Annotated in this window: 12 protein-coding genes and 2 tRNA genes; 11 read left to right on the top strand and 3 right to left on the bottom strand. The window is 44.3% G+C overall.

Annotated elements, in window-relative coordinates:
* Positions 1-66: 66 nt before the first annotated feature.
* Both dacB and AB4329_RS01365 read right to left on the bottom strand, forming a co-directional pair.
* Complete coding sequence (gene dacB / locus AB4329_RS01370; RefSeq protein ID WP_372132666.1) at positions 67-1,500, bottom strand: serine-type D-Ala-D-Ala carboxypeptidase; 1,434 nt, start codon at positions 1,498-1,500, stop codon at positions 67-69.
* Positions 1,501-1,611: 111 nt separating this feature from the next.
* The gene (locus AB4329_RS01365) at positions 1,612-2,670 is read right to left on the bottom strand and encodes a porin (protein WP_136973789.1); all 1,059 of its coding nucleotides are present in this window, start codon (positions 2,668-2,670) and stop codon (positions 1,612-1,614) included.
* Positions 2,671-3,181: 511 nt separating this feature from the next.
* Between AB4329_RS01365 and greA the strand changes: the two genes are divergently transcribed.
* On the top strand, positions 3,182-3,655 hold the full coding sequence (gene greA, locus AB4329_RS01360; RefSeq protein WP_017059397.1) for a transcription elongation factor GreA: 474 nt from the start codon (positions 3,182-3,184) through the stop codon (positions 3,653-3,655).
* Positions 3,656-3,778: 123 nt separating this feature from the next.
* Here the strand turns inward: greA and yhbY are convergent, their stop codons facing one another.
* On the bottom strand, positions 3,779-4,075 hold the full coding sequence (gene yhbY, locus AB4329_RS01355) for a ribosome assembly RNA-binding protein YhbY (protein ID WP_004738252.1): 297 nt from the start codon (positions 4,073-4,075) through the stop codon (positions 3,779-3,781).
* Positions 4,076-4,189: 114 nt separating this feature from the next.
* On the opposite strand from yhbY, the gene rlmE reads away from it, so the two are divergent.
* The 10 genes from rlmE to infB all read left to right on the top strand — a co-directional run bounded on the left by rlmE (position 4,190) and on the right by infB (position 14,959).
* The gene (gene rlmE / locus AB4329_RS01350) at positions 4,190-4,819 is read left to right on the top strand and encodes a 23S rRNA (uridine(2552)-2'-O)-methyltransferase RlmE (protein ID WP_017059396.1); all 630 of its coding nucleotides are present in this window, start codon (positions 4,190-4,192) and stop codon (positions 4,817-4,819) included.
* Positions 4,820-4,926: 107 nt separating this feature from the next.
* Positions 4,927-6,894 (top strand): ATP-dependent zinc metalloprotease FtsH, encoded by a 1,968-nt coding sequence (ftsH, locus tag AB4329_RS01345; protein WP_372132660.1) that lies wholly within the window; start codon positions 4,927-4,929, stop codon positions 6,892-6,894.
* 88 nt (positions 6,895-6,982) lie between these two features.
* Positions 6,983-7,813 (top strand): dihydropteroate synthase, encoded by an 831-nt coding sequence (gene folP, locus AB4329_RS01340; RefSeq protein ID WP_372132657.1) that lies wholly within the window; start codon positions 6,983-6,985, stop codon positions 7,811-7,813.
* Between the two features lie 21 nt (positions 7,814-7,834).
* On the top strand, positions 7,835-9,175 hold the full coding sequence (gene glmM, locus AB4329_RS01335) for a phosphoglucosamine mutase (protein ID WP_017072092.1): 1,341 nt from the start codon (positions 7,835-7,837) through the stop codon (positions 9,173-9,175).
* A 294-nt stretch (positions 9,176-9,469) separates the two neighbouring features.
* On the top strand, positions 9,470-9,802 hold the full coding sequence (gene secG, locus AB4329_RS01330) for a preprotein translocase subunit SecG (RefSeq protein ID WP_017059392.1): 333 nt from the start codon (positions 9,470-9,472) through the stop codon (positions 9,800-9,802).
* 16 nt (positions 9,803-9,818) lie between these two features.
* Positions 9,819-9,903: transfer RNA gene (locus AB4329_RS01325), tRNA-Leu, on the top strand.
* Positions 9,904-9,956: 53 nt separating this feature from the next.
* Positions 9,957-10,033 (top strand) — tRNA-Met (locus AB4329_RS01320).
* 234 nt (positions 10,034-10,267) lie between these two features.
* The gene (gene rimP / locus AB4329_RS01315; RefSeq protein ID WP_004738265.1) at positions 10,268-10,723 is read left to right on the top strand and encodes a ribosome maturation factor RimP; all 456 of its coding nucleotides are present in this window, start codon (positions 10,268-10,270) and stop codon (positions 10,721-10,723) included.
* Between the two features lie 35 nt (positions 10,724-10,758).
* On the top strand, positions 10,759-12,246 hold the full coding sequence (nusA, locus tag AB4329_RS01310) for a transcription termination factor NusA (RefSeq protein ID WP_017059230.1): 1,488 nt from the start codon (positions 10,759-10,761) through the stop codon (positions 12,244-12,246).
* Positions 12,247-12,268: 22 nt separating this feature from the next.
* Complete coding sequence (gene infB / locus AB4329_RS01305; RefSeq protein ID WP_017059231.1) at positions 12,269-14,959, top strand: translation initiation factor IF-2; 2,691 nt, start codon at positions 12,269-12,271, stop codon at positions 14,957-14,959.
* The last annotated feature ends 84 nt before the right edge of the window (positions 14,960-15,043 follow it).

Raw genomic sequence — 15,043 nt, 5'->3', positions numbered from 1 at the left:
GCTGAAGATTTAAGGTCTTCAGCGCCATTTTTATTGTTTGAGTAGAAGTTTACACAGAGCTAAGCATTACTTAGATTTGCTTTGTGTTTGACTGAACTCGACCACATCTTTGTAGAAAGCACGCTCAAACTGGGTGATAGGTGCTTCCACTGGTTTGTCTGGATCTTGTTCTTCAGGGAAGTAATCACGGACAAATTGTACAAACAGAGAGTTTGGTTTTCCCGCTTTATCTAATCCGTATCCCGCCATGTTGTAACTGCCGTATAGAGAACCACTCTTGGCGATAATGTTGCCTTGAATCGGTGCTTTTCTCATGCTCTGACGGTATTTGAGCGTTCCATCAGTGCCAGATGTAGGCATAGCCTCAATCAGGCTGAGCTGTTGATCGTTTTCCCAGATATAACGAAGCACTTGAGCCATGGTCTGTGACCTCATTCGGTTATTTCTGGATAGCCCTGAGCCATCGACGAGCTGCGCTTTACTGAGGTCAATATTAGCCTTGGTCAGCAGTATCTGTTTTATTGCTTCAGTGCCGTTATTGAAGCTGCCCGGTTGAACATAAAATGTTGCTCCTAGCGTTTTAGTTAGATTATCTGCGATAAGGTTATCTGACTTCTTGAGCATGATATCGAGCAGTTCAGGAAGCTTTTCTGAGTTGTGACTAGCGACTAACGTGGTTTTGTCTGCTTGCGCTTTTTTACCAATAATCACATCACCTTTTACTTCTATTTTCAGTTCTTTGAGAAGCGATGTAACGACTTGATAGGTGTAAAGTTCTGGATTTTGAATCGCGAACTTGAGTGGCAGTGGCTTCTTACGCTCTACTAAGCAACCAGAGAGCTTGTAAGCGTTGTCTGGAGTGGTAATGAGCTCTAAGTCGCATTGTGTCGCCTTCTGCCCTGATCGAGTTACCGTGGCTGCGGTGGTTGTCACGTCTATCGGATAGTGAGCGGGAATATAGACACGAGTGCTGCCGTTATCTTTTGTATAAATAGAGGCTTGTGCGCAGTTGCTGTCTAAGGTCATCGCACTCGAAGGCGCGCTGTAACAAACCCCTAGAATGTCCCAAGGCCAACCCACCGCTCGCTGATAGCCCGTAAAAGTCGAGTTATCTAGGTATAAGTTGCCCTTGATGGTTCTGGATTGAGATTTTGCGTATTGAGCCAAAAGGCTTTTAAGCTGTTCTCGTTGTAGCGTTGGGTCGCCACTAAATGAAATGATAGAGTCATTACCAGAACGAACAATGCTGGTCGTGTAGTGAAAGTCATCCCCTAACTCCAACTTAGCCGCCAAAGCTGTCACCAGCTTCAAAGTACTGGCGGGTGGATAGAAGCCATCACTATTGGAATTCAGTTTGTTTGAATCGCCTTTCAGGGATTCCAAAATTACACTGGTGCTACTGCCATCAGGCAGTTTATCTAGAGGGGGGTAAGCGAAAGCGTTAACTGAGAAAGCGCTAATGGAAAAACTACATACAAGTAGTGTGGGTAGAAGGCGCATAGAAGATTTCTTGGATGGCTGATGTTTTTAGTATACAGATATAAAAAACGCCCGCTAGATAGCGGGCGTTTTGATTCTCAATTAACTAATTAATCAATTAGATAATCAGAATTAGAAGTCGTAACGTAGACCTAGAGCGATTTCGTCTTCAGCTTGAGCAGAAGTTGCTTTGCCGTTAGAAGCTAGGTTTGTTGTACCGATCGTATCATTTTCAGAGATTAGGTTGAAATTGTACGAGATGTAAGTACGGAAGTTAGGCTTGAAGTAGTAAGTTGCATCGATTGCAACGTTATCTGCAGAAGTTTCACCGTCAGTTTCTGCATTGTTGTACGTTAGCGTGAATGCAGTTTTATCTAGTGTGTACGCAGTTGCGAATTCGTAACCTGTGTAGTCTACAGAATCGTTCTTGATTACACCTGTAGTCTGTTTTTCGCCATCAGTGAATACACCAGCGAAGTAGAAATCGCTCATGCGGTAAGATGCAGAAAGCATGTATTCGTTAGATTGATCTTGGTCTGCGTAACCAGCACCTAGCTTAACGCCAGAATCGCCGATTGCGTAGATAGCAGATAGAGAGTAGCCATCTTTACCGTTGTCGCTGAACTCATCGTTAGCGTCAACATCACGGTCAGCGAAGCGGTAGCTTGCTTTTAAGCCTAGGTCTTGGAATTGACCTTTGTAAGAAAGCATGTTGTCTGAACGGTCAGCTACTGCGATTTTGTCTGCCGCTGAGTTACCGTGGTAAGACATGATATCGGTAAAGTCAGTGATAACGCCTAGCGCACCGTCGTTTTTACCGTATGTAACTTCACCGAATGTACCGCCAATACCAGCGTATGTGTAACGGTTTGTGATGCTGTCGCTGTTGCTGTCTGTAGCACCACCGTTTTCAGCAGTTGTGAATTCGCCTTCGTAGAAACCAACGCCGTATAGGCCGTCTTGGATTTCAACTTTACCTAGGAAGTTAAGACGTACACGTGTTTTGTCTTCAGCTTTGCCATCTTTTAGAGATAGACGAGCTTCAGCACGACCACCGATTTCTAGAGAAGTGCCGTTTGAGCTGTATACAGAAGTACCGGCAATATCACCAGCTTGTTTACCGTCGGCTGCCACTGCGTTAGTAGCAAGAGCTGCAGCAGATACAGCAAGCGCGATCATAGTCTTGTTCATGTTATTATTTCCTAATTACTGTCCATAGAAGTTTTATTAAGGATTTGAACCCTTTTGTGTATTGCCTGTATTAATCAGGCTTCATAATCATGATTAGAACAGAAGTCTGAAAATGCCAGTGCAATCCATGGGTTACTTTTTACCTCTAAAGTTCCATGGTCAGTTAGTAAAATGATATAAAACTAAAAAATGAACACTGTTTTATTGTATCTTTTTTGTTTAAGTGGTTGTTTTTGAGTGTATTTTATAAAAGTGTGATCTGTGTTTATTTTGTTTGTTTTTTGTTTTTTTAGGTATTTAGCTCTCCACTTATTGATGGGGAGGTTATTATTCATTTTTGTGATGTCTGTAATTTAGACCTAGATAAAGCTTTTATAACGCAAAGTGGAATAAAGGTGATTTAGCCATAAAGTTTGTTTACACTAAGCCAAATCGTTTTGTTTCTATCACCCAATAAATACGTTGGGTGTATTTATGTTGGCCAAAGAAAGCTTTGGCATAGAGGTAAAAAATGGAAAAGGTTCCAATGACAGTACGTGGCGCTCAGCAGCTACGTGACGAATTAGATCGCCTACTTAAGCTACGCCCTGTTATCTCAGCAGCTATTGGTGAAGCACGTGAACTAGGTGACCTGAAAGAGAATGCTGAATACCACGCCGCTCGTGAAGAGCAGGGTATTTGTGAAGCTCAGATCCGTGATATTGAATATAAGCTATCACTGGCTCAGATCATCGATGTAACGCAAATGGATAATACGGGCAAGATTATCTTTGGTACGACAGTGACACTGATTGATGTGGATACCGATGATGAGTTCCGCTACCAAATCGTTTCAGAAGACGAAGCAGACATCAAAACGGGTCGCATTTCTGTGAAATCGCCAATTGCTCGCGGTCTTATCGGTAAAATGGAAGGCGACGAAGTCATGATCTCTACCCCTGGTGGTGACAAAGACTTCGAAATCGACAAAGTAGAATATATCTAATTGAATTTTCTTTGTTTCTGATAAGTAAAAAGGTCGCTAAATGCGACCTTTTTCGTTTCTCACGCTACACTAAAAGATAAGCGCTGTGGCTTTCTCTTGGTGAAGTCAGCTTATATTAAGCTCTTATTTACGTGGAATCTCGATTTTACGTGCTTCTGACTGACGGAACAGTACTAGAACTTTACCGATAGTCTGTACTTTCTCAGCTTTAGTTTCACGTACAATTGCATCGATAATCAGTTGCTTAGTCTCACGGTCTTCTGATGCAACTTTAATCTTGATCAGTTCGTGGTGGTCTAGAGCTAATTCGATTTCCGCTAGAACAGCTTCAGTAAGTCCATTTGCGCCCATTAGCACAACAGGTTTTAAACTGTGAGCTAGGCCCTTTAGATGCTGCTTTTGTTTGGTACTTAGGTTCATTACGCGGCCAATTTTCTTTACTATTAGGGTTGAAAAAACCTATTTTAACGCCATCTAAAGCTGAAGACTATAATTTATTCAGCAATTAGTACTTTCCTCCAATTTAGGTATCCAATGAGCAAACAGAAACACTCGGCCAGTTCAGGCCGTTGGTTGAAGGAACACTTCGACGACAAGTACGCAAATGAAGCAAGAAAGAAAGGCTATCGTTCACGTGCTTATTTCAAAATGGAAGAGATTCAAACGAAAGATAAATTGCTGTCTCCTGGGATGACCATTGTGGATTTGGGTGCAGCACCTGGCGGTTGGTCTCAATATGCTGCTAAGATTGTTGGAGACAACGGACAAATCATTGCGTGTGACTTGTTACCAATGGATCCGATTGCTGGTGTTAGCTTTTTACAAGGCGATTTCCGCGAAGAAGCTGTGCTAGATGCCTTGTTGGAACGTATACAACCAAACATGGTTGATGTCGTGATGTCAGATATGGCACCTAATATAGCAGGCAACAATTCTGTGGATCAGCCAAGAGCTATGTATTTAGTTGAATTAGCTTTGGATATGTGTCGACAAGTTCTAGCTACCAATGGTAGTTTTGTTGTAAAAGTATTCCAAGGCGAAGGGTTTGACCAATACGTTAAGGACGTCCGTGAGATGTTTAAAACAGTAAAAGTTAGAAAACCCGACTCTTCTCGAGCTCGATCTCGTGAAGTGTTTATCGTAGCCACTGGTTACAAAGGTTAACGATTCTCTTCCAAGAGTGAGAGTTAACAACATGGCTACAGGTTACAAACTGTAGTACCCTACCTTTAATTACAATTAGTTATCGAGAGGCTTACACCTTGAGTGACATGGCAAAAAATTTAATTCTGTGGCTTGTTATCGCGGTAGTGTTGATGTCGGTATTCCAGAGCTTCGGCCCTGGGGAAAGTAACGGCAGAGCAGTAGATTACACCACGTTTGTACAGGAAGTTGGCCAAGGCCAGATTCAAGACGCACAGTTCAATAACAGCGAAATCACTTTCACACGTCGTGGTGGTGGTTCTAAGTATGTAACTTACATGCCTGTTTATGATCAAAAGCTACTTGATGACTTAATTAATCAAAACGTAAAAGTTCAGGGTACACCACCTGAAGAGCAGAGCTTGCTTGGCACTATCTTCATCTCATGGTTCCCAATGATCTTACTGATTGGTGTATGGATTTTCTTCATGCGTCAAATGCAAGGCGGCGGCGGCGGTAAAGGCGCGATGTCTTTCGGTAAGAGTAAAGCTCGAATGATGAGCGAAGAACAAATCAAAACCATGTTTGCTGATGTTGCTGGTTGTGACGAAGCAAAAGAAGACGTGAAAGAGCTTGTGGACTACCTTCGTGACCCAAGCCGCTTCCAAAAGCTAGGTGGTAAGATCCCGACAGGTATCCTGTTGGTTGGTCCTCCTGGTACGGGTAAAACATTGCTTGCAAAAGCGATTGCCGGTGAAGCGAAAGTACCGTTCTTTACTATCTCTGGTTCTGACTTCGTTGAAATGTTTGTTGGTGTTGGTGCATCTCGTGTGCGTGACATGTTCGAACAAGCGAAGAAAGCGGCACCTTGTATCATCTTTATCGATGAAATCGATGCTGTAGGTCGTCAACGTGGCGCTGGTGTTGGTGGTGGTCACGATGAACGTGAACAAACACTGAACCAAATGCTGGTTGAGATGGATGGTTTCGAAGGTAACGAAGGTATTATCGTTATCGCTGCGACTAACCGTCCAGACGTACTAGACCCTGCATTACTTCGTCCTGGTCGTTTTGACCGTCAAGTTGTGGTTGGTCTACCGGATGTACGTGGTCGTGAACAGATTCTTAAAGTACACATGCGTAAAGTGCCACTATCAGGTGATGTTGAACCATCGCTGATCGCTCGTGGTACTCCAGGCTTCTCTGGTGCAGATCTTGCGAACCTTGTGAACGAAGCGGCGCTATTTGCTGCTCGTGGTAACAAGCGCAATGTATCTATGGTTGAGTTTGAACTTGCGAAAGACAAAATTATGATGGGTGCAGAGCGCCGTTCAATGGTTATGTCTGAAGAAGTGAAAGAGTCAACGGCTTACCACGAAGCGGGTCACGCAATTGTTGGTCGTTTGGTACCTGAACACGATCCAGTGTACAAGGTGTCAATCATTCCACGTGGTCGTGCGCTTGGTGTAACTATGTACCTACCTGAGCAAGACCGCGTAAGCATGTCTCGCCAACATCTAGAATCAATGATCTCTAGTTTGTACGGTGGTCGTCTTGCTGAAGAACTTATCTACGGTAAAGACAAAGTTTCGACTGGTGCGTCTAACGATATCGAACGTGCAACTGATATTGCTCGCAAGATGGTTACGCAGTGGGGCTTCTCTGAAAAACTGGGCCCTCTTCTATATGCTGAAGAAGAAGGTGAAGTTTTCTTAGGTCGTGGTATGAGCCAAGCGAAACATGTTTCTGACGATACGACTAAGCTGATCGATGAAGAAATTCGTATTCTTATCGACCGTAACTACGATAGAGCTAAGAAGATTCTTGAAGATAACATGGATATCATGCATTCGATGAAAGACGCTCTAATGAAGTTCGAAACGATCGATGCAGGTCAAATTGATGACTTGATGGAGCGTAAGCAAGAGATTCGTGATCCAGCTGGTTGGGGTGATCAGGTAAAAGCTGAACCTACAAAGGAAGAAGCAAAACCTGAAGCTAAGGCAGAAGAAGCTAAAGCGGAACCAAAAGCTGAAGAGTCGAAAGTTGAAGAAGCTAAATCTGAAGCAGATGATGCTCAAAACAAAGATTCTTAATCGCTAAGTTATAAATTAAAACCCTGAGTACGCTCAGGGTTTTTCTGTTTCTAGCCCTAGATGTTTTTACCTTTAAGACCCACCTTCCATGATATTAAAAGCACACAATAAAACGCTCGTTTTAGACCGCCCACATGTGATGGGTATCCTCAATGTTACGCCTGACTCTTTCTCTGATGGCGGAAAATTCAATTCATTAGATAGTGCTCTACTGCAAGCAGAGCGAATGATTCAAGCTGGTGTTAGCATTATTGACATTGGTGGTGAGTCAACTCGCCCGGGAGCACCTGATGTACCTTTAGAAGAAGAGCTCGCTCGCGTTATTCCTGCCATTAAAGCAATTCGCGCTAAGTTTGATGTGTGGATCTCCATTGATACCAGTAAAGCTGAAGTGATGCGCCAAGCCGTTGAAGCGGGGGCTGATTTGATCAATGATGTGCGCGCACTACAAGAGCACGGAGCTCTGGAAGCGGCCGCCGATGCTAATGTGCCAGTTTGCCTGATGCACATGAAAGGTCAGCCAAGAACCATGCAAGCTAACCCTAATTACGATGATGTCCTAATGGATGTTGAAGCGTTCTTAAAAGAAAGGGTGGAGGCTTGTGAGGCTGTTGGTATATCAAAAGATCAGCTGATTCTGGATCCTGGTTTTGGTTTTGGTAAAACCATTGAGCATAATTACCACCTATTAGCGCACCTTGAAAAGTTTCACAGGCTTGGGTTGCCAGTCTTAGCGGGGATGTCGAGAAAGTCGATGATCTTTAAGCTACTAGACAAAGCTCCAGCAGATTGCATGGTTGCTAGCGTCACTTGCGCTACCATCGCTGCAATCAAAGGCGCACAAATTATTCGCGTTCATGATGTTGAAGATACATTGGAAGCGATGAAGATAATCGAAGTGATGAATAACAATCACTAATCATAATTAAGGAAAATCAATATGTCTGATAAGAGACGTTACTTCGGCACAGATGGTGTACGTGGCAAAGTAGGCCAGTACCCGATTACACCTGATTTTGTTCTGAAGCTTGGCTGGGCTGCGGGTCGTGTTCTTGCGAAGCAAGGCACAAAGAAAGTCATCATTGGTAAAGATACTCGTATCTCTGGTTACATGCTTGAGTCAGCGCTAGAAGCTGGCCTTGCTGCTGCTGGTCTTCAGGCTACGTTTACTGGCCCAATGCCAACACCTGCTGTGGCTTACCTAACTCAAACCTTCCGCGCTGAAGCAGGGATCGTTATCTCTGCATCACACAACCCATACTACGATAACGGTATCAAGTTCTTCTCTTCTGAGGGAACAAAACTGCCGGACGATATCGAGTTGGCAATTGAAGCTGAATTGGATAAAGACATCGAATGTGTTGATTCATTTGAGCTTGGTAAAGCAGTACGTTTGAACGATGCGGCTGGCCGTTACATCGAGTTCTGTAAGAGCACATTCCCAAATCAGATGACGCTTGCAGGAATGAAAATTGTTGTCGATTGTGCACATGGTGCGACTTACCACATAGCTCCTGCCGTATTTAAAGAGCTGGGTGCTGAAGTTATTGCGATTGGTGTTGAGCCAAACGGTACTAATATCAACCACGAAGTCGGTGCGACAGATGTACGTGCTCTGCAAGCAAAAGTGGTTGAAGAAAAAGCGGCATTAGGTCTTGGCTTTGATGGTGATGGTGACCGTATCATCATGGTTGACGAGCTAGGTAACAAAGTTGATGGCGATCAAATCGCTTACATCATTGCTCGTGATGCACTGCGTCGCGGTGAGTTGAAAGGTGGCGTTGTTGGTACACTAATGACCAACCTTGGTATGGAAAATGGCCTTAAGCAGTTAGGTATTCCGTTTGTTCGTGCTGCTGTTGGTGACCGTTACGTAATGGAACAGCTTCTTGCTAAAGGCTGGAAGATCGGCGCTGAAAATTCGGGGCATGTTATCCTACTAGATAAAGTGACGACGGGTGATGCTATCGTTGCTGCTCTGCAAGTGTTGGCTTCAGTTGTTGATAGTGAAATGACGCTGAATGAGCTGTCTCAGGGCATGACGTTATACCCTCAAGTTCTAGAAAACGTTCGTTTCAGCGGAGATTCAAACCCATTGGAAGCTGAAGCGGTAAAAGCAGCGGTTGTTGAAGTAGAAGCTGAGCTTGGCGAGAAAGGTCGTGTGCTATTACGCAAGTCTGGTACCGAGCCACTACTGCGTGTCATGGTTGAAGGCGAAGATGCAGAGCTTGTTCAAGCATCAGCGCTTAAGATTGCAGATGCAGTAAAAGCAAACTGCTAATTTAACCTTTTACTTAGCTGGCGCAGCGAATAGCGCCTGTGATTAGAAGTGGTTGACTTATATCACGGTCAAAAGATATAACGGTCAAAAGAGACGTAAATGAGTTTTGTGTCGCTTTTGACCTTTTTTTGACCATTCACTTGGTAAAGGCTTATTTTTTAGCAAATTCTCCTTGTCAGCCATCGTCGCATTCGCTAGTATTGCTCGGCCTTCAGTTAGGAGGTCGCTAGCCTTGTTCTTAAAAATAGTTTTTTGAACGGCGCTGGCTCAACAATTAGGAACATAGGTGGAAAAATGTTTACAGTTCTACTTGTGATTTACCTGTTGGCAGCGCTTGGTGTAATTGGCCTAGTGTTGATTCAACAAGGTAAAGGCGCAGATATGGGAGCCTCTTTCGGTGCTGGCGCTTCAAACACTGTGTTTGGTGCTGGTGGCTCAGGAAATTTCCTTACCCGAATGACTGCAATTTTTGCAACTACATTTTTTATCCTTAGCTTAGTGCTTGGTAATATGTCTACACATAAAACTGAGTCACAATGGATTGACCCGACCCAAGGTCAGGTGATTCAACAAGCTGATGATGCAGTGAGTGAAGTTCCGGCGCAAGGCGACGAAATTCCACAATAATCTGTAAAGATTTGATGCCGAGATGGTGAAATTGGTAGACACGCTAGCATGAGGTGCTAGTGCCTTAGGGTGTGAGGGTTCGAGTCCCTCTCTCGGCACCATGTTTACAAACTTGTAAAACATCTTGTTGGGCGTATAATGCTCGCAAGTCGGACGCGGGATGGAGCAGTTTGGTAGCTCGTCGGGCTCATAACCCGAAGGTCGTCGGTTCAAATCCGGCTCCCGCAACCAATTTCAATGCTATTATATAGCTTGTATTGGTAGCAAGTTTGCACAGTGTGAACCTCACTGTGAGTTAGGTGTGATATCGAATGTGATGGCACTTAACATATAAGGGTCCAGCAACAAAAACCCCGGCTTATACGGGGTTTTTTGTTATCTAAGCATTTGTAAATGTATTTAGATAATGTTTGCTTGGAATTTAAATTGGGCTTTGAGCCCTTTTTTTGTTTCTGGAGTGGTTAAATGACTGGTTTAGAAAGACAACTTACTGAAATGCTTGACGCTCCAGTAGCAGCATCAGGTTATGAGTTAGTTGGATTAGAATTTATTCGTGCTGGTGAGCACTCAACGCTACGTATTTACATCGATTCACCAAACGGTATCAATGTAGATGATTGCGCTGAAGTTAGCCACCAAGTAAGTGCCGTAATGGACGTTGAAGATCCAATTTCAGTGGCTTATAACCTTGAAGTGTCTTCACCAGGTTTAGAGAGACCACTGTTCAAAGCAGAGCATTACCAACAATTTATTGGTCACGAGGTAAGCATCGTTTTGAAAATGGCTGTCGGCAACCGTCGTAAATGGAAAGGTGATATCCAATCTATCGAAGGCGAGACAGTGAAAGTATTGGTTGAAGGACAAGAAGAAGAATTCGTCCTGAGCAATATTGCGAAAGCTAACCTGATCCCTAAATTTTAGTTCTCCTAGAGAGAAGAGCTTAAGAGGCTAGATTAATGAACAAAGAAATTTTGGCGGTAGTAGAAGCTGTTTCAAATGAGAAAGCAGTTCCTCGTGAGCGTATTTTTGAAGCGCTTGAAATCGCGCTTGCAACGGCAACAAAAAAGAAAAGCGAACTAGAAATTGAAGTTCGTGTTGAAATTGACCGTAAAACGGGTGATTTCGAAACTTTCCGTCGTTGGGAAGCTGTTGAGGAAGTTGAATTCCCAACAAAAGAAATCTCTATTGAAGCTGCAAAGTACGATGACCCAGAGATCGAACTTGGCGGTTTCATTGAAGATGATATCGAATCAGTAACGTTTGACCGTATTACGACTCAAACGGCTAAGCAAGTTATCGTACAGAAAGTACGTGAAGCTGAACGCGCTCAAATCGTTGAGCAGTTCATCGATAACGAAGGCGAGCTAGTAACTGGCGCAGTTAAGAAAGTTAACCGTGACACTATTATTCTAGACCTAGGTAACAACGCTGAAGCGGTAATCCTTCGTGATGACCAACTTCCTCGTGAAAACTTCCGTCCAGGTGACCGTGTTCGTGGTCTTCTTTACGCAGTTAAACCAGAAGCTCGTGGTTTCCAGCTTTTCGTTACTCGTTCGAAGCCAGAAATGCTAGCTGAACTATTCCGTGTTGAAGTGCCTGAGATTGGTGAAGAGCTAATTGAACTTAAAGGTGCTGCACGTGACGCTGGTTCTCGTGCTAAAATCGCTGTGAAAACAAACGACAAACGTATTGACCCAGTTGGTGCGTGTGTTGGTATGCGTGGCGCACGTGTACAAGCTGTTTCTAACGATCTTGGTGGTGAACGTATCGATATCGTTCTTTGGGATGATAACCCGGCTCAATTCGTAATCAACGCAATGGCTCCTGCTGATGTTGCTTCAATCATCGTTGATGAAGACGCACACTCTATGGATATCGCTGTTGAAGCGGATAACCTAGCACAAGCGATTGGCCGTAGCGGTCAAAACGTACGTCTAGCGTCTCAACTTACTGGTTGGGAACTGAACGTAATGACTGTTGCTGATCTTGAGAAGAAGCACCAAGAAGAAGCAGTTGCCTCTATTGAAAACTTCATGAAGCACCTAGACATTGAAGAAGACTTTGCTCAAATGCTTGTTGAAGAAGGCTTCTCTACGCTTGAAGAAGTAGCATACGTTCCTGTGAACGAGCTTCTTGAAGTAGACGGTCTAGACGAAGGTATCGTTGAAGAACTACGTAACCGCGCAAAAGACGCACTGACTACTCTAGCGCTAGCGAAAGAAGAAACTTTCGACGGTGTTGAGCCTGCTGAAGACTTACTTGCACTTGAAGGTCTTGAGCGTGAAATGGCTTACAAGCTAGCAGCAAAAGGCGTTGCGACACTGGAAGACCTAGCTGACCAAGGCGTTGATGAACTAGAAGGCATCGAAGACCTAACTGCAGAGCGTGCAGGCGAGCTAATTATGGCTGCGCGTAACATCTGTTGGTTCGGCGACGAAGAATAATTCAGCAAGGAGAGAAAGCGGTATGACACAATTAACAGTTAAAGCACTGAGTGAAGAGATTGGTACGCCAGTTGACCGCTTAATTGAACAACTTGCTGATGCAGGCATGAAGAAAGCAGGGTCGGATCAAGTGACTGATTCAGAGAAGCAAACATTGTTAACGCACCTTAAAAAGGAGCACGGCGATACTTCAGGCGAAACAGAACCGACTCGTTTAACTCTTCAACGCAAGACCCGCAGCACGCTAAGTGTTGCCGCTGGAGGCGGTAAGAGTAAGGATGTTCAAGTAGAGGTACGTAAAAAGCGTACTTACGTGAAGCGCAGCACTATTGAAGATGAAGCGAAACGTGAAGCTGAGGAAGTAGCTAATCGTGAAGCGGAAGAGAAAGCACAACGCGATGCTGAAGAGCAAGCGAAACGTGATGCTGCAGAGAAAGCACAGCGCGAAGCCGAAGAAAAAGTAACACGTGAAGCGGATGCAAAACGTGAAGCTGAAGAGAAGGCTCAACGCGCACAAGCTGAAAAGGCTAAAAAAGACATGAATTCAAAAAATGCAGACGCTAACGCACAAGCGAAAAAAGAAGCGGATGAACTTAAAGCTCGTCAAGAGCTAGAAGCAACTCGTAAAGCAGAAGCTGAAGCAGCTAAGCTTGTTGAAGAAGCTCGTAAGTTAGCAGAAGAGAACCAAGAACGTTGGTCTGAAGAAGAGAAGAAGAAGAAAGAGCAAGAGAAATCTGCGGATTACCATGTGACTACTTCTACTTACGCTCGTGAAGCTGAAGATGCGGCAGATAAGAAAGATGAGAAAGCACCTCGTCGTCGCAAGAAGAAAGCAGCTCCTGCTAACCAACCTGCAAACAACCGTGGTGGTCGTAACCAACGTGGTCGTGGCGGTAAAGGTAAGCTTGCTAAACCAACTTCAATGCAGCAAGGCTTCGATAAGTCAGCAACTGTTGCTAAATCTGACGTTGCTATCGGCGAAACTATCGTTGTTTCTGAACTGGCTAGCAAAATGTCAGTTAAAGCAACTGAAGTTATCAAAGTAATGATGAAGATGGGCGCTATGGCGACTATCAACCAAGTGATCGACCAAGAAACAGCACAACTTGTTGCTGAAGAAATGGGTCACAAGGTAATCCTACGTAAAGAAAACGAACTTGAAGAAGCAGTACTAGCTGACCGTGATAGCGATGCTATCGCTGAAGGTCGTGCTCCTGTTGTTACTATCATGGGTCACGTTGACCACGGTAAAACTTCAACACTTGATTACATTCGTAAAGCACACGTTGCTTCTGGCGAAGCTGGCGGTATCACGCAGCACATTGGTGCTTACCACGTAGATACTGACAACGGTATGATCACTTTCCTTGATACTCCTGGACACGCGGCGTTTACAGCTATGCGTGCTCGTGGTGCTCAAGCGACAGATATCGTTGTACTTGTAGTTGCAGCAGACGATGGCGTAATGCCACAAACAATCGAAGCAATCCAGCACGCGAAAGCGGCAGGCGTTCCTCTGATTGTTGCTGTGAACAAGATCGATAAAGAGGGTGCAAACCCAGACAACGTTAAGAATGAGCTAGCTCAATACGACGTTATCCCTGAAGAATGGGGCGGTGAGAACATCTTCGTTCACATCTCTGCAAAACAGGGTACAAACATCGATGGTCTTCTAGAAGCAATCCTTCTTCAGTCTGAAGTTCTTGAACTTACAGCGGTTAAAGAAGGTATGGCGTCTGGTGTTGTTGTTGAATCTCGCCTTGATAAAGGTCGCGGTCCAGTTGCAACAGTACTAGTACAGTCTGGTACTCTAAACAAAGGCGATATCGTTCTTTGTGGTCAAGAGTACGGCCGTGTTCGTGCAATGCGTGATGAAAACGGTAAAGACATCGAAACTGCAGGTCCATCTATTCCTGTAGAAATTCTAGGTCTTTCTGGTGTTCCTTCGTCAGGCGATGAAGCGACTGTTGTACGTGATGAGCGTAAAGCACGTGAAGTTGCGAACTACCGTCAAGGTAAATTCCGTGATGTTAAACTAGCTCGCCAACAAAAAGCGAAACTAGAGAACATGTTCGCGAACATGACGGCTGGCGAAGTTGCTGAGCTTAACGTGGTACTTAAAGCTGACGTTCAAGGTTCTGTAGAAGCGATTGCTGACTCTCTACTGAAACTGTCTACTGACGAAGTTAAAGTGAACATCGTAGGTTCTGGTGTTGGTGGTATTACTGAAACTGATGCAACTCTTGCTGCAGCTTCTAACGCTATCATCCTTGGTTTCAACGTTCGTGCTGACGCAACTGCGCGTAACACGGTTCAGAACGAAAACCTAGATCTACGTTACTACTCAATCATTTACCAACTGATTGACGAAGTTAAACAGGCGATGGGCGGTATGCTTGCTCCTGAATTCCGTCAAGAGATCATTGGTCTTGCACAAGTTCGTGACGTATTTAAGTCGCCTAAACTTGGTGCAATCGCTGGTTGTATCGTGACTGAAGGTACGATTAAGCGTAGCAACCCAATCCGCGTACTTCGTGAAAACGTTGTTATCTACGAAGGTGAACTAGAGTCACTTCGTCGCTTTAAAGATGACGTACAAGAAGTTAAGAACGGTTACGAGTGTGGTGTCGGCGTTAAGAACTACAACGACGTTCGCGTTGGTGACCAGATCGAAGTATTCGAAATCGTTGAGGTTAAACGTACTCTAGACTAATCAGTCTGTACGACTCGACATATTGACTAAGGTTACTAACATTACTAGTAAAGGTAATAAGTAATCGGTTGTTGAATACACCAT

The organism is Vibrio sp. 10N.261.54.A5 (assembly GCF_041471145.1).
GTDB lineage: Bacteria > Pseudomonadota > Gammaproteobacteria > Enterobacterales > Vibrionaceae > Vibrio > Vibrio crassostreae_C.
This window is presented reverse-complemented; position numbering and strand designations above follow the sequence as displayed.